This window comes from Hyphomicrobium album (assembly GCF_009708035.1).
GTDB lineage: Bacteria > Pseudomonadota > Alphaproteobacteria > Rhizobiales > Hyphomicrobiaceae > Hyphomicrobium_A > Hyphomicrobium_A album.
Window position 1 is genome coordinate 985,300 of sequence record NZ_WMBQ01000002.1, and the last position, 21,810, is coordinate 1,007,109.

The window sequence follows — 21,810 nt, forward strand, 5'->3', positions numbered from 1 at the left end:
GACCCGCATCAAGGTCGCAACCACCCGCATCGGCAAAATTCTTTGCTTCGGCCTTGATGGCCGGCGCGACAATAGACACGTTGCTCGCGTTATCATGGCGGGCGATGATAAGAAAAAAGCGATAAGGGCCTAGGGGAGTGAAAGCGGGCTGATGGACTACGCTAAGAAGTTCCGGGATGCGCTGGACACTGTCCATCGTGAAGGACGGTATCGCGTGTTCGCCGACGTCAAGCGTCGGCGCGGGGCGTACCCCTCGGCCGACCACTTCAACAAATCCGAAGCTGCCCGCCCCATCACCGTCTGGTGCTCGAACGACTACCTCGGCATGGGACAGCACCCGGCCGTTCTCGGCGCCATGCACGAGGCGATCGATTCCGTCGGCGCCGGCTCGGGCGGCACCCGCAACATCTCCGGCACCACGCACTATCACGTCGAGCTCGAGCACGAGCTGGCCGACCTGCACGGCAAGGAAGCCGCGCTGCTCTTCACCTCGGCCTATGTCGCCAACGACTCGACGCTCTCGACCTTGGTCCATCTACTTCCGGGCGCCGTCATCTTCTCCGACGAGAAGAACCATGCCTCGATGATCGCCGGCATCCGCCACGGAGGCGGACCGAAGCACATCTGGCGCCACAACGACATCGAGCACCTCGAGCAGCTCCTCAAGTCCTACGACCGCGCGACGCCGAAGATTATCGCCTTCGAGAGCGTCTACTCGATGGATGGCCACATCGCCCCCATCGCCGCGATCTGCGACCTGGCTGAGAAGTACGGCGCGCTGACCTATCTCGACGAGGTCCACGCCGTCGGCCTCTACGGCCCGCGCGGCGGCGGTATCGCCGAGCGCGACGGCGTCATGCACCGGATCGACATCATCAACGGTACGCTCGCCAAGGGCTTCGGCGTGATGGGCGGCTACATCGCCGCCTCGCGCGACTGCTGCGACGCCATCCGCTCGTATGCGGCGGGCTTCATCTTCACCACCTCGCTGGCGCCCGCACTGGCCGCCGGCGCCCTGGCCAGCATTCGCCATCTGAAGGCGAGCGGCGTGGAGCGCGCCCAGCTGCAGGAGCGGGCTACGGAAGTGAAAGAGCGCCTGATCGCCGCCGGCATGCCGGTCGTCATGTCGCCGAGCCACATCGTGCCGGTGAGCATCGGCGATCCCGTCCACTGCAAGGCGGTGACGGATGCCTTGCTCGAGCACTATGCGATCTACGCGCAGCCCATCAATTATCCGACGGTTCCGCGCGGGACCGAGCGGCTCCGGCTGACGCCTTCGCCCGTGCACACACCGGCGCAGGTCGACGCCCTCATTGCGGCGATGAGCGAGCTTTGGGAGGCCTGCCCGCTGGCTCATGGACAGTACGTGCGGCTGGCGGCGGAATAGCTGCCCGCTGCGCTTCGGCGCACCCCGCAAAAATCGCTAGTTGGAAACCCCAATAAGCTGTACGGGTTGAGCCCGAAGCAGCGGGATCATACTATGGCGGCAGGCTTGCCGCCCGACCCGCGCTGGTCATACAACCTCATTCACCTGCCTGAGAACCAAGGACAAAAACCGATGTTGAATGCGAAGGCCGAGCCCAGCTCGACGAGCGGCTTTTTCAACACCCGCCTGGCCGAGAGCGATCCGGAGATCGCGGACGCCATCGGTAAGGAGCTCGGCCGCCAGCAGCACGAGATCGAGCTGATCGCTTCGGAGAACATCGTCTCCAAGGCCGTGCTCGAGGCTGCCGGCAGCGTGCTGACCAACAAGTACGCGGAAGGCTATCCGGGCCGCCGCTACTACGGCGGCTGCCAGTACGTCGACATCGTCGAGCAGCTCGCGATCGACCGCGCCAAGAAGCTCTTCGGCTGCGGCTTTGCCAACGTGCAGCCGAACTCGGGCTCGCAGGCCAACCAAGGCGTGTTCAACGCGCTGGCGCAGCCGGGCGACACCATCCTCGGCCTCAGCCTCGCCGCCGGCGGCCATCTCACGCACGGCTCGCCCGTCAACCAGTCGGGCAAGTGGTTCAAGCCGGTGTCGTACATGGTGCGTCCCGATACGCACCGCGTCGACATGGACGAGGTCTATAAGCTCGCCCTCGAGCATCGCCCGCGCATCATCATCGCCGGCGGCTCGGCCTATCCGCGCCAGTTCGAGTTCGCGGACTTCCGCGCCATCGCCAACGAGGTCGGCGCCATCCTGATGGTCGACATGGCGCACTTTGCCGGCCTCGTCGCCGGCGGCCAGCATCCGAGCCCGTTCCCGCATGCACACGTCGTCACCACGACGACGCACAAGACCCTGCGTGGTCCGCGCGGCGGCATGATCCTCACCAACGACGAGGACATCGCCAAGAAGATCAACTCGGCGATCTTCCCCGGCATCCAGGGCGGCCCGCTGATGCACGTCATCGCCGCCAAGGCCGTGGCTTTCGGTGAGGCGCTGCGCCCGGACTTCAAGATCTACGCGAAGAATGTCATCGAGAACGCCAAGGCGATGGGCGAGGTGCTGGTGAACTCCGGTTTCGCGCTGGTCTCCGGCGGCACCGACACGCACCTCATCCTTCTCGACCTGCGGCCGAAGAAGCTCACCGGCAACATCTCCGAGAAGGCGATGGAGCGCGCCCACATCACCTGCAACAAGAACGGCGTGCCGTTCGATCCCGAGAAGCCGATGGTCACGTCAGGCGTGCGTCTCGGCGCTCCGGCCGGCACGACGCGCGGTTTCGGCGTCGCCGAGTTCCAAGAGATCGGCCGCTTGATCGCCGAGGTGCTGGACGGTCTCGCCAAGAACGGCGTCGAGGGCAACGGGGCCGTGGAAGAGAAGGTCAAGGCGCAGGCCATCGACCTCTGCAAGCGTTTTCCGATCTACTCCTGATCCTCAGTTACGTACAACGCTAGTGTCCTGATCGCGAAATTCGTCTCAGTGTGCTGCGAGGTTGGAACGAATTTCGCGATCTGAAGGACACTAGCCAACTTGATCAATCTAGTGTGATTCAGATCGAGAGGTCCGCTTCACCACCCGGCCGAGCGCGATATAGCGGACATCTCGATCATCACACTAGAGGCGCGCTTGGGATATCCTGGGCGCGCCTCGTTGCTTCCGGTGTCCACGAACCGCTAATAATCGTCGACCGCGGCCAGTGCACGAGTCTGCGGGCACAGGAGGCACCGATGCGCTGCCCGTATTGCGCCGGCGAAAACACGCAAGTGAAGGATAGCCGCCCCACCGAGGAGAACGCCGCCATCCGGCGTCGGCGGATCTGTCCCGATTGCGGCGGTCGCTTCACGACCTTCGAGCGGGTGCAGCTGCGCGAGCTGCTGGTCGTCAAGCGCTCGGGGCGCAAGGTTCCCTTCGATCGCGACAAGCTCGTGCGCTCGGTGCAGATCGCCCTGCGTAAGCGCCCCATCGAGGATGAGCGGGTCGAGCGCATGGTCTCGGGTCTGGTGCGACAGCTCGAAAGCGCCGGCGAGAGCGAGGTCGCCTCGTCGACCATCGGCGGTCTCGTGATGGAGGCGCTGCGCGGCCTCGACCCCGTCGCCTACGTGCGCTTCGCCTCCGTCTACCGCGATTTCCGCGAGGCGGCCGACTTCCATGAGGTGCTGGGCGAGATTGCCGCCGAGCCTGCGAACGATGCGCCGCATATTGGTTTCGAGGGCTCCGTTGTGGAGACGGCGCCGCTCAAGAAACACTAGCGATGGCCTCCACGCCGCGCGCCGCCTTCGATGCCCACATGATGCAGATAGCGCTCGCGGTTGCGGCGCGGGGTCTCGGCCGCACCGCACCCAATCCATCGGTCGGCGCGGTGATCGCCGATGAGCGCACCGGCGAGGTGATCGCTCGCGGCTGGACGGCGCCGGGTGGGCGCCCGCACGCCGAGACCGAGGCCATTGTCCGCGCCGGTGTGCGGGCGCGCGGTGCCACCATGTACGTGACGCTCGAGCCCTGCTCGCACCACGGCGTGACGGCGCCGTGCGCCGACGCCATCCTCGAAGCCGGCCTGGCGCGGGTCGTGTGTGCCATCGAGGATCCCGATCCGCGCGTCGCCGGCCGTGGTCTCGGCCGCTTGCGGCAATCGGGCGTCGCGGTCGAGCGCGGCCTGATGATCGAGGCGGCGCACTGGCTGACTGCCGGGCACATCCTGCGGGTCACCGAGCGCCGGCCGCTGGTCACCGCCAAGCTGGCGCTCGACGCCTCAGGAGGGGTGCCGCGCGGCGCGCTGGGCCGCCCCGTGTGGGTCACGAGCCCCGCGGCGCGCGCCTTGGGGCACCTCCTGCGCGCCCGCGCCGATGCTATACTGGTCGGCCGGCGCACCGTGATCGACGACGACCCGCTGCTGACCTGTCGCCTGCCCGGCCTCGAGGCGCGCTCGCCCATACGGATCGTGCTGGCCCGCGACCTGTCGGGCTTGGAGAATTCGCGGCTGGCCAAATCGGCCGGACAATATCCGCTGTGGGTCGTGTGCCCCGAGGGCGCCGACCCGGCGAAGCTTGCGGCCATCGGCGCGCAGGTGATCACCGCGCCGCTGGTCGGCGGCGAGCTGTGGCTGCCGGCGGCGATGGAGGCGCTCGTCGCCCGCGGGATCACCCGGCTGCTCGTCGAAGGCGGCCCGGCGACCTGGCAGGCCTTCGCGCGCGCCAACCTGGTCGACGAGGTGGCGTTGTTCCATGCGCGCGGAGACGAAGCCGCCGAGCTGTCGCCCGCCGCGACACTGAAGGCGGCCGGCCGATACATCTCGACCGAAGGCTTCGATCTTTACGATCGGCGAACCATCGGCAGCGACGATATGCTGGTCATGCGCCGGCACTGGCACCGCGGCATCCGCCGCGGCCAAACCGAAGCGAGTTGAAGGCAGCGAGGAAGCCTGGCCATGTTCACCGGCATCGTCTCAGACCTCGGCGAGGTCACGGCGGCAGACAAGGGTCGCTTCACCATCCGTACGCGCTATCCGGCGACGGAGATGGAAGTCGGCGGCTCGATGTCGTGCGACGGCTGCTGCCTGACGATGACGTCACTGCGCACCGATGGTCGGGGCAGCCTCTTCACGGTCGACGTTTCGAACGAAACGCGCGGCAAGACGACGCTCGGCGGCTGGCAGCCGGGCCGCAAAGTGAACCTGGAGCGATCGCTGCGCCTCGGGCAGGAGCTGGGCGGGCACCTGGTGACGGGGCACATCGATGGGCTCGCCCGTATCGTCGATGTCGCCGCCGACGGCGAAAGCCGCCGCTTCTCCTTCGAGGTCCCCGAGCACCTGGCGCCCTATATTGCGCCCAAGGGCTCCGTGGCGCTCGACGGTGTCTCACTCACGGTGAACGAGGTGAGCGACAACCGCTTTGGCGTGAACGTGATCCCGCATACCTTGACGGTGACGACCTGGGGGGCGAAAACCCCCGGGCAATCGGTCAACCTCGAAGTTGACCTCTTCGCGCGCTACATCGCGCGGCTCCTGGAGTTCAGACCGTGACGCACGACGTTGGCAAACACGCCATCTCGGAAGGCCGCGGCTGCCTGTCCTCGATCCCTGAGATCCTCGAGGACATGCGCAATGGCCGCATGGTCGTGCTCGTCGACGCCGAAGAGCGCGAGAACGAGGGCGACCTCGTGATCCCCGCGCAGATGGCGACGCCGGATGCGGTGAACTTCATGGCCCGCTACGGCCGCGGCCTCATTTGCCTCACGCTCACCGGCGCGCGCGCCGAGGAGCTCGAGCTCGAGGCGATGGTCGGGCGCAACCGCTCGCGCAACCGCACGGCTTTCACTCAGTCGATCGAGGCGCGCGAGGGCATCTCGACCGGCATCTCGGCCGCCGATCGGGCGCGCACCATCGCCACGGCGATCGACGCCACGAAGGGTGCCGCCGACATCGTCTCGCCGGGGCACATATTTCCGCTCGTCGCGCGCGAGGGCGGCGCTCTGATCCGTGCGGGCCACACGGAGGCCTCCGTCGATCTGGCCCGTCTCGCCGGGCTCTATCCGGCAGCTGTGATCTGCGAGATCATGAACGACGACGGCACGATGGCGCGCCTGCCGGACCTCGTCGCGTTCGCGCAGCGGCATGGACTGAAGATCGGTGCGATCGAAGAGCTCATCGCATATCGGCTGCAGAATGAGCATCTCGTTCGCGCGGTGGCCAAGACTCGCATTGGCACCGCCGCCGGCCAGTTCGACTTGCACGTCTACGAACCCACCGTCGAGCCGGGCGAACACCTGGCACTGGTCAAGGGCGACCTTTCCGAGCCGGGGCCCGTGCTGGTGCGCGTGCATGCGGTGAGCCTGCTCGGCGATGTCATTGGCGTCGGCGATGCGGGCGAGGGCACGCAGATCGCGAATTCTCTGCGTATGATCGAGAAGGAAGGCCGCGGGGTCGTGGTCCTGATCCGCGATTTGCGGCCGAAGTCGGTATCCGAGTGGATCGCTTCGCGGGCGCAGCCCAAGAAGCCCGCCGAGGGCTCGCGCGAGCGCCGGCAGGTGGAGATCGGCGTGGGCTCGCAGATACTCAGGGAACTGGGCGTGCGCGACATGGTGCTACTGACCAATTCGCCAGCGCACGTGTATGTCGGTTTGGAAGGCTTCGGATTGCGCATTGTCGGCACTCGCGGGATCGAATGAGCATGGTCGTCAAAACTGATCCTCCAGCGCGCAGCATTGGCCGGCCCCCAAGGGCTGAGTTGCGGTCGCGGGTGCTCATCATCGAAGGACGCTTCTACGACCACATTTCCGATGAGCTGATCAGTGGAGCTGTTGCTGCCCTTGATGCGCAGAGCGTCGCCTATGAGCGCATCACGGTCCCCGGAGCGCTCGAAATACCGCAGGTTCTGGCGCAAGCTGCCGCATCGGGTCTCATTCCGCGCCGCGCGGAGAACGGCAAGTTCGACGGCGCAATAGTGCTCGGCTGCGTCATTCGCGGCGAGACTTCGCACTACGATATCGTCTGCAACAACGCCAACCACTGGCTGATGGAGGTTGCCATCAAGCATGCGATTCCGGTCGGCAACGGCATTCTGACGGTGGATACCGAGGCGCAGGCGCTGGCGCGCGCGAAGGGCGGCATCAACGGCAAGGGCGGAGATGCGGCGCGGGCTTGTTTGCGGCTGGTCGAGCTGCAGCGCGTGTTCGAGGGACAAAGCGCATGACGACGACGAGCAAAGCCACGCCCATTCCAGGCAAGATTGCGCTGCAGCCGCGCACGGCGGCGCGCGTCGCGACCGTGCAGGGCCTCTATCAGATGGATCTCGCCGGAACCGATCTCAACGACGTCGTCGACGAGTTCGTGCGGCTGAGGTTCCCGCGCGCGCCGGGCGACGAGGCGGCCGCGGGCGCCGACGCTGCCTTTTTCGCCGAGCTTCTGCGCGGCGTCGTGCGCCGCCAGCGTGACATCGACCCGCTGGTCGACCAGCAGCTTGCCGAAGGCTGGCGGCTGGTGCGCATCGACGCCATCGTCCGCGCCATCTTGCGCGCCGGTGTGTTCGAGCTGATGGAGCGGCGCGACGTTCCGAGCCGCGTCGTCATCAACGAATATATCAATGTCGCGCACTCGTTCTTTTCCGAGGACGAGCCAAAGGTGGTGAACGGCGTGCTCGACAATCTGGCGCGTCAGTTGCGCGCCGCCGAGTTCGATCGCGATGCCACGCGCACCAAATGAGGCGACCGACGAAGAGGCGCTGATAGCCGAGTACTGGGCGCCGCTGGCGGCCGGTTTCGCGGGTGCTTACGGCCTCAAGGACGACTGCGCCACGATCGAGCCTCCTCCCGGCCACGAGCTCGTCGTCACGACGGATGCGCTTATCGAAGGCGTGCACTTTTTGCCTACGGCCGATGCAGCCGACGTCGGTTGGAAGGCCTTGGCGGTCAACGTGTCTGACCTCGTCGCCAAAGGCGCCACACCGCTCGCCTACGTCATGAGCATCGCGTTGCCGCGGCTGGACCGCATCTGGCTGGCCAATTTCACGACTGGGCTAGCTGCCGCGCAGAGCGCCTTTGGGTGCCCGCTTGCCGGCGGGGATACGGATCGCACGCCTGGTCCGCTATCGGTGTCGATCACCGCGTTCGGCAGCGTGCCTAAGGGGCGCATGGTGCAGCGCGCGACGGCGCGGCCGGACGATCTCGTCTACGTCAGCGGCACGATCGGCGATGCAACGCTGGGCTTGGCACTCCGCCAGGACCCGCAGCTGCGCGCTTTCTGGAACCTGGACGACGCAGCCTGCCGGTTCCTCGAGGCGAAGTTCTCCCGGCCGCATCCGCCCGTTGCCCTCGCTCCCGCCCTGCTGGCGTACGCGTCAGCAGCCATGGACGTATCGGACGGGCTGATGAAGGACTTTGCCCGCCTATGCCGCGCCTCGGAGGTCGGCGGGCGTCTCGAGGCGGCGCAGGTGCCACTCTCCGGCCCAGCAAAGTCCGTTGTTGCCGCGAGCGACAATTGGCTGGAGCGGTTGATGAGCGGCGGCGAAGACTACGAGATATTGGCATGTGTGCCGCCTGCAAACGCGGCCCAGTTCGAGCAACGGGCCGAGCAGGCGCACACACGGGTCACGTGCATTGGGGCCATCGACACTTCTGCCGCTGGCATCGCCGCGATCGGCGCGGCGGGAGCGCCCATGCAATTCACCAAGACGGGATGGGATCACTTTTCGGCGCGCTGAGCGTCTTGCAAGGATGATTCCGATTGCCCAGTTCGCGGCCCGGCAGGTACGCCACGCCGCGGGACAATTTAACAGCATCCAATCGTCTTCGTTTGGCCATATCCTGGCGGCTATTGGGGCGGCTGGGCGCTGGGTCCGAAGGGTGGATTCCTAGCCAGGCCCGTCATTTGCGGCACTTGGGGCAATCGGGACGGTTTCATGCTGGCATTTCGCGCGGCTGCGCGGCCCTTCGCTTCGTTGATTGCGGGATTGATCACGAGTTCCGGCCGTCCGGCGGCTCTGGCAATGGCCGTCGCGGCGCTGTCGCTGCTCGGCAACCCCGCCCAGGCGCAAGCGGCGCAAGCGAATTGGTGGGAGAGCATCACGGGCTCGGGGACGCCCGACTATACGGGGCGCCGGTCGGAGGACGGGGATCGCGAGCGCGCCGCCCGCCAGGCAGAGCCGCTCGACGACTTGCGTCCCGACGCCATGCCGATGCGTTCCGACGAGATGATCGCGGCCATCGACGCCGCTATCGCCAAGTATCAGCAGATCGCCGACAGCGGCGGCTGGCCGGTCGTGCCTCCCGGCCGGATGATGCGCGAAGGCGAGGATGACGACCGCGTGCCGCTGCTGCGCCGCCGCCTGCAGATGAGCGGCGATATGCGCACGCGCAACGACGGCTACAACTCATACACATTCGACGGCGAGCTCACCGACGCCGTGAAGCGCTATCAGCGCCGCAACGGCTTGCGCCCCACCGGGCGCGTCGAGCGCTCGACTTATCCGGCCCTCAACATGTCGGTCGACCAGCGGATTGCGCAACTGCGCATGAACCTCGGCCGCATCCGCGAGCTGATGGCGAACCCGGTTGAGGAGCGCTACGTGCTCGTCAATGTCCCGGCGTTCCAGCTCGAAGCCGTTCAGAAATACGAAGTGCAGCAGCGCCACCGCGTCATCGTCGGGCGCACGGAGCGGCAGTCGCCGTCGGTGAAGGCGACGATCCGCGCCCTAAACTTCTTTCCCTATTGGCGCGTCCCCGACAGCGTCGCCCATCTCGACCTGATCCCGCGGCTCCTGAAGGAGCCCGACTACCTGCAGAACGAGAAGATCCGTGTCCTCGACGCCGCGGGCGTCAAGGAGATCGACCCGCAGACGGTCAACTGGACCGCACCCGAGGCGCAGAAGCTCAAGTTCCGCCAGGATCCCGGGCCGCAGAACGCGCTCGGGCTCGTGCGCATCGACATGCCCAACGAGCATACCGTCTACATGCACGACACGCCGATGAAGCCGTTGTTCGCGCAGCGCTCGCGCGCCTTCAGCGCCGGCTGCGTGCGCGTCGAAGGCGTATTCAATCTGGTCGACTGGCTCGCCCACTACGAGCAGGGTTGGGGAGAGCCCGGGCGGGCACAGCAGATCGTCGAGGCCGGTCAGGCGGTCGACGTCACCCTTACGCGGCCGGTCCCTGTCTACTTCGTCTACATCACCGCCTGGGCCGAGCGCGACGGAGACGTCGAGTTCCGCCCCGACATCTATGGCCGGGATGGTGCCGTCGATCAGGTTGCGGAGATGGATCGCGATCCGAGCGAGCCTGCTCCCGCCGTGACCCTGGCGCCCTGAGCTGGAGGTCGCCGGGGCGTCCTTCCATATTTAGCCGGGGCACCGGCATGGTTGCGCGACCGCTTTACCGTGACTGAGCAGCGTTGAGCTCGTCGATTAGCCGCTGCGTCTCGGCGGCGCGCGGTTTCGAAAGCGGCGCCAGGATCCGATACATCACCGGCGTCAGGAACAACGTGAAGAGCGTTGCGAGGCCAAGACCGCCAACGATGATCCAACCGAGAGCCAAGCGCGCCTCGGCGCCGGCGCCGCTGGCGAAGATCAGCGGCACGGCACCGAGAACCGCGGCGGCCATCGTCATCATGACGGGGCGCAGACGCGTGCGGCAGGCCTCGCGGATGGCATCGTCGACGCTGGCACCCTCGTCGCGCCGGATATTGGCGAACTCGACGATGAGGATGCCGTTCTTGGCCATGACGCCGACGAGCAGCACGAGCCCGATCTGGCTGTAGACGTTGAGTGTTCCACCCGACAGCAGGATGGCGAAGGCGGCGCAAGCGAGGCCGAATGGCACCGTGCAGATGATCACGAGGGCGCTGGTTAGGCTTTCGAACTGTGCGGCGAGCACGAGGAACACCACGAGCAGGGCGATGCCGAACACGAAGGTCGTGTTTTGCGTCGTCTCGGCCAGCGTCCTCGCTTCGCCGAGCAGCGTGATCGACATGTCGGGGTCGAGCGTCGTCGCGGCTACGCCCCGCATTGCCCCGACTGCGTCGCCCAGCACCACGCCGTCGTTCAGGTTGGCGGTGATGCCGACGGCGCGCTGGCGGTCCTCGCGTCCCAGCGTCGGCGCGATGGCGACCTCCTTGATCGTCACCAGCGACGACAGCGTGATGAAGCTGCCGTCGGCCGTTTTCACGAACAGGTTCTGCAAGTCGGAGGGATCGTTGATCGGGCGGCCGCCGGACATGACCTGGATCTCGACGATGTCGTCGTCGATGAAAAGGTCGGCCGCCTTCTGATAGTCGATCATCGCGTTGATGAGGCTGGTGATCGTCTCTATCGGTACGCCGAGCTTGGTTGCCGCCTCGCGGTTGATGCGCACCGAAAGCTGCGGCTGGGTCGTGTCATAGTCCGTTCGCACGCTGCGGAAATTGGGCAGCTCCTGCAGCTTGTTGACCATCTTCAAGGCGGTCGCCGACAGCCGCTCGTAGTTCGGTCCGACGATGGCGAAGCGCAGGCCCTGGCCGCCGCCGCGAATGCCGAGGCTGTTGGCGCCCACCAGCGAGACCTGCACACCCGCGATCTTGTCGAGCTTCTTCTGCAGCTCGGCCTGGATCTGCTGCTGGCTGCGCTCACGATGATGCCAATCGGCGAGCGAGACGATCACCATGGCGCGGTTGGCGCCGCCGTTGCCGATCGAGCTTAGGACGCTCGTCACCTCACCCGATTGCTTGTACGGCGCCACGACCTCTTCAACGCGCTGGGTCAGCTTCGACATGTATTCGAGGTTGACGCCCTGTTGGGCAGTGAGGCGGACTTGGATGACGCCGCGGTCTTCCGCGGGAGTGATCTCCTGCTTCAGGAGCTTGAACGCCCCGAACCCCACGACGCCGATCGCCAGGCATCCAAGGACGACGATCCAGCGCAGGCGGATGCAGATCTCGACGATCCACATGTAGAGATTGGACAGACCCTTGCCGATTCGTCCGACGATGCCCTTGTCGTCGTGGCCTTCCTCGCCGGTGCCGAACTTGGACGCGAGCATCGGGCAAACCGTGAGGGCAACGGCGGCTGAAATGCTCACCGAGAAGGCCAGCACGAAGCCGAACTCCGAGAACAGGCTGCCCACCAGGCCGGGCATGAAAGATACGGGTATGAAGACCGCCGCCAGGGTCGCTGTGGTGGCGAGCACGGCGAAGACGATCTCCTTCGTGCCCAGCACCGCGGCGGCGCGCGGACCGGCGCCCATCACGCGATGCCGGGCGATGTTCTCGACGACGACGATCGCGTCGTCGACGACGAGGCCGGTGGCGACCACGAGCGCCAGCAGCGTAATGACGTTGATCGAGAAGCCGACCGCCCAGATCGCCGCCAGCGTGCCGATCAGCGATACGGGAATGGAGATCGCCGGTGCAAGCGTGGCGCGGAACGAGCGAAGGAACGCCAGAATAATGAGAATGACGATGACGTTGGCGAGGACGAGGCTGATGATGACCTCGCGCACGGACTCGCGAATGAACACCGCGTCGTCGCGGGTGATCGAGATGTCGACGCCCGCGGGCAGCGTCTTGCGCAGCTCGTCGACCGCCTGATGCACACCCTCTGAGATATCGATTGTATTTGCCTGCGCCTGGCGAATGATGTCGATGCCGATGGCCGTCTTGCCGTCGAGGCGCGTCATCGCCGTGGCTTCCTGGAAGCCCCAGCGGACATAGGCGATGTCCTTCACCTTCGTCTGCGGGGTGATCTCCAGGTTGGCGACGTCCTCCGGCGTCGCGACGGGCGCCTCGGCGCGGACAAGCAGCTGCTGCGTCGCGTTTTCCAAGGCGCCGGACGGCGCGGTCACCGAGGCTTTGCCGATGGCCGCGATGAGCTCGGCGAGGCTGATGCCGCGCGAAGCGAGCGCCGTCTGGTTGACGCGCACCTCGATGGTCTTGGCGCGCAGGCCGTAGGAGTTCGCCGCGGCAACGCCTTCCACCGCCGCCAGCTTGTCCTCGATGACGTTGTTGACGAGGTCGGTCAACTCGCCCTCGGAAAGCTTCGCGGCCGAGACCGACATCTGCATGATAGGCGTGGCGTCGGCGTCGGCTTTGACGACGCGCGGCTCGTCCTCCATGTCCTTGGGGAGCTGATTGACGACGCCGGCGACAGCATCGCGCACGTCCATCGCCGCGGTATCGAGATTGGTGTTACTCGAGAACTCGATCGAGATGCGTGCCGAGCCGTAGGATGAGTTCGATGAAATGCTGGTGACGCCCTGAACGCGCGACACGGCACTTTCGAGAACGGCGGTGATCTGCGAGTCGATGCTTTCCGGCGTGGCGCCGGCATAAGTGGCGCGCACCGTCACCACGGGACGGTCGACGTCGGGGAGCTCGCGAACCTCGATGCCCTGATAGGCGGCGATGCCGGCGATGATGATGAGCAGGTTGAGAACGAGCGCCAGGATCGGCCGGCGGACGAAAATGCCGATCCAGCCGCCGTCGTCTGCGCTGCGTTGGGGGCTTCCCGGGTGAGCGGCGGCCATCGTTCTAATCCCGTTTGTTGCTTTGGCTGGAAACCGAGGTCGACATCAGGCGCCGCTCACGAGCCTTGCGGCTGAACGGTCTGTCCGTTTCGCAGCACGCTGCCGCCTTCGAACACGACTTTGTCGCCGGCCTTGAGGTCGGCATCGACGTGCACGCGATCGGCGTCACGCGCCAGGATCGCGACGTTGACGCGCTCCACGGCGTTCTTATCGGTCACCCGCCATACGAAGGCGCCCTGGCGGTCCCATTGGATCGCCAATGCCGGCACGACCGGGCGATCGTCGCCCTGCAGCTGCACCGAGATGGAGAAGGTGGAGCCGGGAATGAGCTTCAGATCCGGATTGGGAATCTCGGCGCGCACCATCAGCGTGCGGGTGACGGGATCGATGCGCGTGCCGACTGCCTGGATCTTGCCCTCGTAGATCTCGCCGGAGCGGGTGACGAGGCTGGCGCGCACTGGCATCCCGATCTTCATTGACGAGGCAGTCGCCTCGGGCACCGTGAATTCGATCAATAGGGTGGAGCGATCGTCGATGGTGGCGATGGGGTTGCCGACCGCGAGGTAGTCGCCAGCTTGCAGGCTCGACAGTCCCATCATGCCCTTGAAGGGCGCCTTGATGGTCATGCGGTCGAGGTCGTCACGGGCGCGGCGCAGCGCTGCGTCGGCAACTTTCAGCGCCGTGTCCGCCTGGGCGACGGTTACCCGCGCGATAGTGCCTTCATTGAGCAGCTTGTAGCGCTCCACCGTGTCGGCCGCCTGGGCGCGCTGCGCCTCGGCTGTCTCGACGGCGATCTTCTCGGGCTCGGCGTTGAGCTTGACCAGCGGCTGGTTGGCGTCGACGAGCTGGCCACCTTGGAACAGCACCTCGGAAATGACGCCGGCCACGCGCGTGGTGAGCGTCACCTGCTGGCGGGCACGGGCCGAGCCGACGGCGGCGACGCGCTCGTTCATCCGCTCGACCTTGACGTCGGTGAGGGTGACAGTAGGGGCTGCCGGTCCGCGCGGGGCGCGCTGCGCCTGGGCAATCGAAGCGGGAAACAGGAAACCGGCGAGCGCCACGACTAACCCGAGGTTCGCCAATGAGGCGCGCACTTTCAAAGGCATAGGTTGATCCCCCAGCATGGCGTCGCGGCAGCTCTTGTGCGGCAAGGTAGGCCCGCCCGAGCGCATTTAGCAGGACAAACTCGCCGAGCGGCGCGAATCCGTCGCTGGCTGCAACAGGCAGGCGCAGAGCTTCTAGGCGCCTAGCGCGCGAGCAACAACCGGCCGATCCGCCAGCTCTGCTTCGGTTTGGGGAGTGGGAAAGGAGGCCAAAAACTTGGCTCCGCGGGTAGGATTCGAACCTACGACCATCCGATTAACAGTCGGACGCTCTACCACTGAGCTACCGCGGAATAGACTAGCCTGTAAGGCGATGCGCCTCTTAGCAGAAAGCTTTCGGCCGGGCCAGCGACTTGCGCCGGTCCCCGCCCCCGAGGGCAGCCCCTGCACTCCCACAATCACGGACAATAATCAAGGGGTTCCGGCCGACGCAGGCCCCTTCGTGTCAGCCGCGTTTGCGGGCCGGCACCTGCGTATACCGGTCGCACCAGATGTTTCCGCGGTTGGGCCATTTCTGGGCAAGGCCCTCGTCGAGCAGGATGCGGCTGACGTCGCGTCCGTCGGGCAGGTCGATATCGACCAGGATGCGCCCGTGCGGGTCGCTGCGCCCGCTTGGGCGCAGCCGATAGCCTTCGGCGAGCAACGCCCGCAGCCGGTTGCGCGCGGCAATTCCCACGCGTCGCTCGTTCTCGCAGGCGGGCTCCGACAGCTCCGGCGTATCGATGGCGATGAGACGCCACTTGCGGCCGTTGTCGCGACCCGTATCGCCGTCGATCAAGCAGGTGCGGTCTTCGTATCCGGTGCACAGGGCCACGGGGCCACTGCGGGTTTCGCCGGCGGGTTCGGTCAGCCGTTGCCAGGCGGCGATGGCCGCGAAGCCGATGCAGGCCAGAGCGATGCCGACGAGGATGCGGGTGGTCCGGCGCGACAACCCCGCGCCGCTGCGTCTGCGTCGCGCCCGCCGCCGTGGGGCACGGCTATCTGCGCCCGGCGCGGGTCCGATGTGAGACGTATCCGCCATGTGGCGGAGCTAGCCGCCGCAGCCGCTAAGAATTCGTTGGCGTCGACGCAACATATCGCGCGATCGGGGCAGATTGAGCGTGCTGCCGTCGATTTAGCCGAGATTCCGGACCGCAGCTCACGGGATCGCGCCGATGACGCCGTCGATCAGATAGCTGGTCTTCTGCAGTTCGTCGGCGTAGGGCCCGTAGCTCGTTCCGGCCGGCACGACCTGCTTGCCGGCGTTGTCCAAGATCGGTCCGACGAAGAGCGTGTCATTGTTCTTCATTGCCTGCATGGCCGTCGTCGCGGCCTGGATCGCAGAGGGCGTCGCTCCGGCGCCGAACGGGCTCGAGCGGACGTAGCTCTTGTCGTACCCGCCAGTGACAAAATTGGGCAGCTGGCCGCCGCGCTGTAGTGTCTCGACGAAGGTCTCGAACATTCCCGTCCAGTTGTAGTCGGCCCCGGTGATGTAGCCCTTCAGCGCGAGCGGGGCCTGGTCGAAGGCGTGGCCGCAGGTCTTCACGCCGCGGGCTTCCGCCGTCTCGATCACGACCTTCGGGTCGTCGAGGTGACAACCGATCACGTCGCACCCCGCATCGACCAGCGCGTTCGTCGCCGCGGCGTCGTGCGCGTCGTCCTCCCAGTCGCCGGTGAAGAACACGCGCACGGTGGCATGGGGGTTGGTCTGGCGGCTTCCCAAGAGGAAAGAGTTCAAGTTGAGAAGCACGGGGCCGAACGGCTTGCCGGCAACGAAGCCGAGCTGGTTTGTCTTGGTGCAAAGGCCGGCGGCTACGCCGTTCACGTAGTGGCCCTGATTGATCAACGCATTTTGGCTGCCGACATTGCTCGGGTTGGCGGTGTTGGCAATCGCCGACGCCTGCCGGAACACGACATCGGGATGCTTCTTCGCCACCGCGAGGAGGAATGGATCGTCGTCGAAGGACGTCGAGAAGATCAGCCTGGCGCCATCGGCGATCAGTCCCTCCATCGCCGCCGTGTAGGCCTTGGTCTCGGGTGTCTCCTTGCCGCTGCCGTAGTCGGTGGTCTCGGGCAGATAGCCGGCCTCGATCGTCCTGACGTTGGGAACGCCACGCAGTTCCGCCGCCGCCAGCGCATGCGACTGGTTCCAGCCCCAATCCAGGCGCGGGCCGATATAGACGAAGCCCGCCGTGAGACCGGCCGCGCGTGCGGAACCGGAGGTCAGGTACGCGGGGACAAGGCCGGCAACACCCAGGAGGGCTATTCGTTTAAGGACGTCGCGCCGTTCGGGATCGAATCCGGACATGTCGCCTCTCCAGATGCCCGATCTATTGCAAGGGACGGCAGTTCAACGCCACGGTCTGCATGGTGCGTCCGGCCTTCCCATCGCAGCCGAGGCGCGTCGTGTGGCCGAAGGGCGGATCGAGGAAGTACTCGTAGTCGTCCGGATCGTCGTTCTCGATGATCCGGTACAACTTGTACGGCGCGCCGTCGCAGATCAGCTCCTCGCTATCGACGAACAGCGATGCCGGCAGCACGAGTACATGCTCGACGTTCGGATCGGCCGTGCACCACTTCTCTTTCAGCTCGGCGTGATCCTTCGCCTGGATGATCGAGACTTCGGGCTCGGAAAATGCCGGCGTGCCGGCCGCGAGCACGGCTGCAAGCAGAGCGGCAACGGCCCGTCGATGCACCTTGCGTCTCCATTGGTCTGCGCATCCCTAGGCGATCAATACGCGGCGCCGGTTTGCGAACTGCTAAGTCGATGACGCTATCTGTATGCCTTGCGCGGCGGTCCATGCCGGGACCCGAGCCGCTCGAAGATGCGGTCGGGTGTCAGCGGCAGGTCTACAAATCTGACGCCCGTCGCGTCGGTTACCGCGTTGGCGATGGCGGGCGCCACCGCATTGATCGCGCATTCGCCCTGCGCCTTCGCCCCGAGCGGTCCGACGCTGTCGTGGGTGTCGGCGAAATAGATTTCGCTGCGCGGGATATCGGCGAACGCCGGAATGCGATAGTCGCGCAACGCGGCATTCACCATCGCACCGTTGGCGTCGTAGACCATCTTTTCCGTCAGCGCCCAGCCGATGCCCATGGCGATCGCGCCGTCGATCTGACCGCGGCATTGCATGGGGTTGATCAGCCGCCCGATGTCCGCGGCGTGCACGCTTTGCAATATCCTGATCTCGCCCGTCACGCGGTGAACGGCGACGCGCGCGCCGTGCACGTTGAAGCCAACCGACCGCGGCGACAGGTAGGCTTTGCGCCGCACCTCGAAACGGTCGCCTTGTGCCGCGCCGGCAGCGTGAAGCTCGGCGAGCGAGATCGTGCGGTTGCCGCAAAGCATCGTGTCGTCTTGCAAACGGCAATCGGCGGGGTCGCAGCGAAACTCACGGCTGGCGAAGTCGATGAGGACGTCGCGCAGCGCCGTCGCGGTTTTCTCGACCGCCTGCCCCGCAACGACCGTGCCGGTGCTGGCGAACGTGCCCGTGTCGTACGGCGTGCGGTCGGTATTGCCGTTGATGATGGCAATCCGGCCCGCTCGCGTGCCAAGCACAGCTGCCGCCAGCTGACGATGCGACGTGGTAGAGCCGTTGCCCATCTCGGTCGATCCCACGGCGAGATGGTAGGTGCCATCGGCGAGGAGACGCATTTCCGCGCCGGAACGGTGCTCCGTGGGCGGGCCAGATTCGAGCATCGACAGCGCCACGCCGGTGCCTTCGCGCCAGTCCTCGCCTTCGGGTATGGGATCGCCGCGCCCGCTCGCCAGCGCCGCCTCGACGAGATCGAGGCACTGATCGATCCCATAGCTGCCCATCACGACATCGGACGGCTCTTTCCAGATCGACTCGATCCGGTCGGTGGCGTGGATCTTGTTCTTGCGCCTGATCTCGAACGGGCTGATCCCCAGCATCCTGGCCAGATCGTCGAGAGCGCATTCGATGGCAAAGGTTGTCTGCGACGCGCCGTAGCCGCGGAAGCCACCCGCCGGCACCATGTTGGTGTAGACGGCATAGCCGTCGGCCTTCTTGTTGACGCAGCGATAGGCGGCGATGGGACTGCCGAGCGCGGCGGCAAGCGTTTCGCCACCGTGGCCGCCGTAGGCGCCGGTGTTGGAGACGACATTGACCTGGATCGCGGTCAGCGTGCCGTCCCGCTTTGCGCCGAGCTTGACGCGGGTTTTCATCGGATGGCGCGTCGTGGCGCCGATGAACTGCTCCTCGCGGGTGAATTCCCACATCACCGGCCGGCCGGTCAGCAGCGTGGCGAGGACGCACAGATCCTCGCAGAGCATCTCCTGCTTGCCGCCGAAGCCGCCGCCGATGCGCTCGGTGAACACGTGCACGTCGCGATCGAATATGCCGAACAGGTAGGAGAGCTTCTGCTTGGTGATGAACGGCGCCTGCGAGCTCGTCCTGACATGCAGGCGCCGGTCGTCGCCTCGCCAGGCGAGGCAGCCGTGCGTTTCAAGGTGGACGTGCTGCACTCGCGACGTCGAATACGTTTGCTCGTACATGACGTCGGCGTCGCGGAAGCCCTCGGCGACGTTGCCGAGCTCGCCGTGGATGTCGACGTAGATGTTGTCGTGAAAGGCGATGCTGCGTTCGTGCAGCACGGGAGCGCCGGGCTTCATCGCTGCGTCGGCCTCGAATACCGCCGGCAGCAGTTCGTATTCGACCTCGAGCAGGCGGCAAGCTTCCTCCGCCGCGCCGACGGTTTCCGCTACGACGGCCGCCACCCGCTGGCCCACAAAGCGGACCACATCGTCGAGGATGTAGGTGTCGTCGGGATCGACGAGATGGTCTTCGTGCGTCGCCGTGCTGTAGAGCCGGCGCGGTACGTCGCGCCATGTGTAGACAGCGACGACGCCAGGCACGGCAGCGGCCTTTTCGCTGTTGATCGCCTTGATGCGCGCATGCGGATGCGGCGAGCGCAGCACCTTCAGGTGCAGCATCTGCTCCATCGGCGCCGTGTCGAGGGTATAGCGGGCCTGCCCCGTGACGATGTCATGCGCGAATGGGCTGCTGAGGCTCGCGCCGCAGGCGTTGCCGGCGACATCGGCTTCGACGTTTACTTTGCCATCGAGGGCGTCGGCGATGCTCCCGTAGCCCGTGCATCGGCAGAGGTTCCCCTTGAGCCTGCGTGGCAGGTCGCGGCGCGCGGCTTCGTCAAACGTGGCGGTCGTCATGATCATGCCGGCCGTGCAGAAGCCGCACTGAAATCCCTGCGCATCGAGGAATGCCTGCTGCATGGGATGCAGCCGTCCGTCGCGCTCGAGCCCCTCGATCGTCGTAATCGCCCGCCCCTCGGCGCGGAATGCCGGCGTCAGGCAGCTATGGACCGGCACGCCGTCGAGCCAGACGGTGCAAGCGCCGCAATCTCCGGCATCGCAGCCCTTCTTGACGCCGAAGCAGCCCTGCTCGCGCAAGAACGTGCGCAGGCATTGACCGGGAGCCGGCACCGCCGCGACGCTCCTGCCGTTTATGGAGAACGTCACGTTGGCGCTCCTTCGGCGAGCTCGGCGCGGATCTGCTCCGCGAAGTAGTAGGTGAGGTGGCGCTTGTAGAGCGCCGAACCGTGCACGTCCTCGAAGTAATCGGCGTCGGCGATGGACAGGAAGATCACCTCGCGCAGCAGCTGCGCATCGGGCATGTGGTCGAAGCGCAGTTGGAACGGGCGCGCTGTCGCCGCGGTGATGGTAAGGAGGAGGTCGTCGCGGCTCCGGCTCTGCGTGCCGATGACGATGATGGCCGAGCGCCCCCAATGCGTGAGCGAAGCGCGGCGGAAGGCGAAGCGCTTGGCGAGCGCCCTCGCCGGGATATGGATGGAGCGAAGCAGCTCGCCAGGTTCCAGGATATTCGTGTGGTTGCCGGTGACGAAGTCGACGACGGAGGCGCGGCGCGGAGCCGCGTTGCGTGGCCACAACGTGCAGACCCCTTCGAGCGCCGCCGTCAGCGAGATCATCGATCCGGCCGGCAGCGACATGCAGACGTTGCCGCCTACCGTTGCTGCATTCCAGACCTTGAACGAGGCGAGCAGCGAGTCGCAGCACATCTTGAACAGGGGCGCCGTCGTCCATGCCGCCGGCGCGTCGAAGTGAGCCAGTTCCGCCAAGGTGCATGTCGCGGCGATCTCAAGTCCCTCGTTCGTGGCCTGCAACGACGGCCAGTTGAGAGACTGAAGGTCTATGAGGGTATCGGTCGCGACCTGCGGCGTCGAGAACAGCCAGGTCCCGCCCGCGAGCCAGGCGTACCCCTCGTGCCAATCGGATATCTCGTCGGCCGAGACCGGCCGCATGACCTCGGTGACGGTTTCCAAATTCATCGCCGTTGCCTCTCGGACAGCCGATGCAGTCGCCGGTTTTTGGTCCGCTGCGCACGCATCACAGCAGGTGCCAAAGAAGCGCGATCTCCGCGAGGTAGCAGAGCACCAGCCCGACCGGCAGCGCCCAAGCGAGCCAAGGCGCCTTGCCCTCGGGGAATAACCAATCGCGGAAAACGTAGATCGCCAGCGGCATCAGCGGCCATGTCGTCAGTCCGACACTGATGATGTTGCCAATGAAGGTGCCGACGGCCGGGTTGAGGTCCTTGAGATGCGGGTTGAGGAAGCGAAGCTCCAGCATGACGACGGGAAAGAGCGTGAGAAGGACGAGGCACGCCGTCTTCCACATGTTCGGCGGCGAGCCCGTTTTGGGATCGTTCGGGACCCACCCCGGGAACGAGGTGTCGACACGCTGCGCGTGAAAATGGGCGACGAGGTTTTCGCTCTCCTTCACCATGGCCGCGCGTTCGGGCGATGCGAGCCAGCGGTCGAGGTGCGCCGCCGAGTCGAAACGCAACACCGTCGTCCAGCCGCCCTCCTTATGCTGCGGTGGCTGCACGAATGAGCCGAGGTAGCCGGGAAACGTCGCCTGCAGTTTCTGAATGCGATCCGTCCAGGCCTTATATGCAGCCTCGCTGCCGGGCTTGATCTCGGTGACCATGACCATCGTCACGCCGTGCGCGACGGAGTAGTCGACGGCCGCCTGCCCCACGAGCTGCATGACGAGGCCGCCTTCGACCAGCGGCGCGGCGGTATCGATGAGTACGCGGTTCTGTTCGCCGCGGCGCCACCGCCGCAGCGTGTCCATCGAAGGAAAGCGGGCCAGTCCCACCGTCTCGAGCTGGTCCGGAGGCGCCGGCGGCCAAAACTCGACGGCGCGAGCGTCGGCGGCGAGCAGCGCGCTCTGCCATTGAACCTGCCACTGGGCAAACGCGGCTTCGCGGCCGGGACGGACACGCGCAGAAAGCAGAAGTGTAGAGGGCTGGCCGCTCATGG

At 66.1% G+C, this 21,810-nt stretch carries 18 protein-coding genes and 1 tRNA gene; 10 read left to right on the plus strand and 9 right to left on the minus strand.

Annotated elements, in window-relative coordinates; all coding sequences use genetic code 11:
* The first annotated feature begins 151 nt into the window (after positions 1-151).
* The 10 genes from hemA to GIW81_RS17030 all read left to right on the plus strand — a co-directional run bounded on the left by hemA (position 152) and on the right by GIW81_RS17030 (position 10,221).
* Positions 152-1,387, plus strand: a complete 1,236-nt coding sequence (gene hemA / locus GIW81_RS16985) for a 5-aminolevulinate synthase (protein WP_154740512.1) — start codon at positions 152-154, stop codon at positions 1,385-1,387.
* 171 nt (positions 1,388-1,558) lie between these two features.
* On the plus strand, positions 1,559-2,860 hold the full coding sequence (glyA, locus tag GIW81_RS16990; protein WP_154740834.1) for a serine hydroxymethyltransferase: 1,302 nt from the start codon (positions 1,559-1,561) through the stop codon (positions 2,858-2,860).
* A gap of 296 nt (positions 2,861-3,156) precedes the next feature.
* Positions 3,157-3,678: a transcriptional regulator NrdR gene (gene nrdR / locus GIW81_RS16995; RefSeq protein ID WP_154740513.1), complete on the plus strand. Its 522-nt coding sequence runs from the start codon at positions 3,157-3,159 to the stop codon at positions 3,676-3,678.
* Between the two features lie 2 nt (positions 3,679-3,680).
* Complete coding sequence (gene ribD, locus GIW81_RS17000) at positions 3,681-4,832, plus strand: bifunctional diaminohydroxyphosphoribosylaminopyrimidine deaminase/5-amino-6-(5-phosphoribosylamino)uracil reductase RibD (RefSeq protein ID WP_154740514.1); 1,152 nt, start codon at positions 3,681-3,683, stop codon at positions 4,830-4,832.
* A gap of 21 nt (positions 4,833-4,853) precedes the next feature.
* Positions 4,854-5,447 (plus strand): riboflavin synthase, encoded by a 594-nt coding sequence (locus GIW81_RS17005; protein WP_154740515.1) that lies wholly within the window; start codon positions 4,854-4,856, stop codon positions 5,445-5,447.
* Positions 5,444-6,592: a 3,4-dihydroxy-2-butanone-4-phosphate synthase gene (ribB, locus tag GIW81_RS17010; RefSeq protein ID WP_324615083.1), complete on the plus strand. Its 1,149-nt coding sequence runs from the start codon at positions 5,444-5,446 to the stop codon at positions 6,590-6,592. The genes GIW81_RS17005 and ribB overlap by 4 nt, the downstream gene beginning before the upstream one ends.
* 2 nt (positions 6,593-6,594) lie before the next feature.
* Positions 6,595-7,116, plus strand: a complete 522-nt coding sequence (ribH, locus tag GIW81_RS17015; protein WP_154740516.1) for a 6,7-dimethyl-8-ribityllumazine synthase — start codon at positions 6,595-6,597, stop codon at positions 7,114-7,116.
* On the plus strand, positions 7,113-7,625 hold the full coding sequence (gene nusB / locus GIW81_RS17020; protein ID WP_154740517.1) for a transcription antitermination factor NusB: 513 nt from the start codon (positions 7,113-7,115) through the stop codon (positions 7,623-7,625). Before ribH ends, nusB begins: the two co-directional genes overlap by 4 nt.
* Positions 7,606-8,622, plus strand: coding sequence for a thiamine-phosphate kinase (gene thiL, locus GIW81_RS17025; protein ID WP_154740518.1), 1,017 nt, complete (start codon positions 7,606-7,608; stop codon positions 8,620-8,622). Before nusB ends, thiL begins: the two co-directional genes overlap by 20 nt.
* A 198-nt stretch (positions 8,623-8,820) precedes the next feature.
* Complete coding sequence (locus tag GIW81_RS17030) at positions 8,821-10,221, plus strand: L,D-transpeptidase family protein (protein ID WP_154740519.1); 1,401 nt, start codon at positions 8,821-8,823, stop codon at positions 10,219-10,221.
* A gap of 64 nt (positions 10,222-10,285) precedes the next feature.
* Here the strand turns inward: GIW81_RS17030 and GIW81_RS17035 are convergent, their stop codons facing one another.
* From GIW81_RS17035 to GIW81_RS17075, 9 genes are all read right to left on the minus strand, one after another.
* Positions 10,286-13,408, minus strand: a complete 3,123-nt coding sequence (locus GIW81_RS17035) for an efflux RND transporter permease subunit (RefSeq protein ID WP_154740520.1) — start codon at positions 13,406-13,408, stop codon at positions 10,286-10,288.
* A gap of 56 nt (positions 13,409-13,464) precedes the next feature.
* Positions 13,465-14,514, minus strand: a complete 1,050-nt coding sequence (locus GIW81_RS17040) for an efflux RND transporter periplasmic adaptor subunit (protein ID WP_195930623.1) — start codon at positions 14,512-14,514, stop codon at positions 13,465-13,467.
* 215 nt (positions 14,515-14,729) lie between these two features.
* A tRNA-Asn gene (locus GIW81_RS17045) sits at positions 14,730-14,804 on the minus strand.
* Positions 14,805-14,956: 152 nt separating this feature from the next.
* Positions 14,957-15,442, minus strand: a complete 486-nt coding sequence (locus tag GIW81_RS17050) for a thermonuclease family protein (protein WP_195930624.1) — start codon at positions 15,440-15,442, stop codon at positions 14,957-14,959.
* Between the two features lie 207 nt (positions 15,443-15,649).
* A complete protein-coding gene (locus GIW81_RS17055; protein ID WP_154740523.1) occupies positions 15,650-16,798 on the minus strand; it encodes a BMP family ABC transporter substrate-binding protein in 1,149 nt (382 codons plus the stop codon).
* Between the two features lie 22 nt (positions 16,799-16,820).
* The gene (locus tag GIW81_RS17060) at positions 16,821-17,186 is read right to left on the minus strand and encodes a hypothetical protein (RefSeq protein WP_324615084.1); all 366 of its coding nucleotides are present in this window, start codon (positions 17,184-17,186) and stop codon (positions 16,821-16,823) included.
* A gap of 77 nt (positions 17,187-17,263) precedes the next feature.
* On the minus strand, positions 17,264-19,990 hold the full coding sequence (locus tag GIW81_RS17065) for a molybdopterin-dependent oxidoreductase (RefSeq protein WP_324615085.1): 2,727 nt from the start codon (positions 19,988-19,990) through the stop codon (positions 17,264-17,266).
* Positions 19,987-20,817 (minus strand): FAD binding domain-containing protein, encoded by an 831-nt coding sequence (locus tag GIW81_RS17070; protein WP_154740524.1) that lies wholly within the window; start codon positions 20,815-20,817, stop codon positions 19,987-19,989. The genes GIW81_RS17065 and GIW81_RS17070 overlap by 4 nt, the downstream gene beginning before the upstream one ends.
* Positions 20,818-20,875: 58 nt before the next feature.
* Complete coding sequence (locus GIW81_RS17075; protein ID WP_154740525.1) at positions 20,876-21,808, minus strand: antibiotic biosynthesis monooxygenase; 933 nt, start codon at positions 21,806-21,808, stop codon at positions 20,876-20,878.
* Positions 21,809-21,810 lie beyond the last annotated feature (2 nt).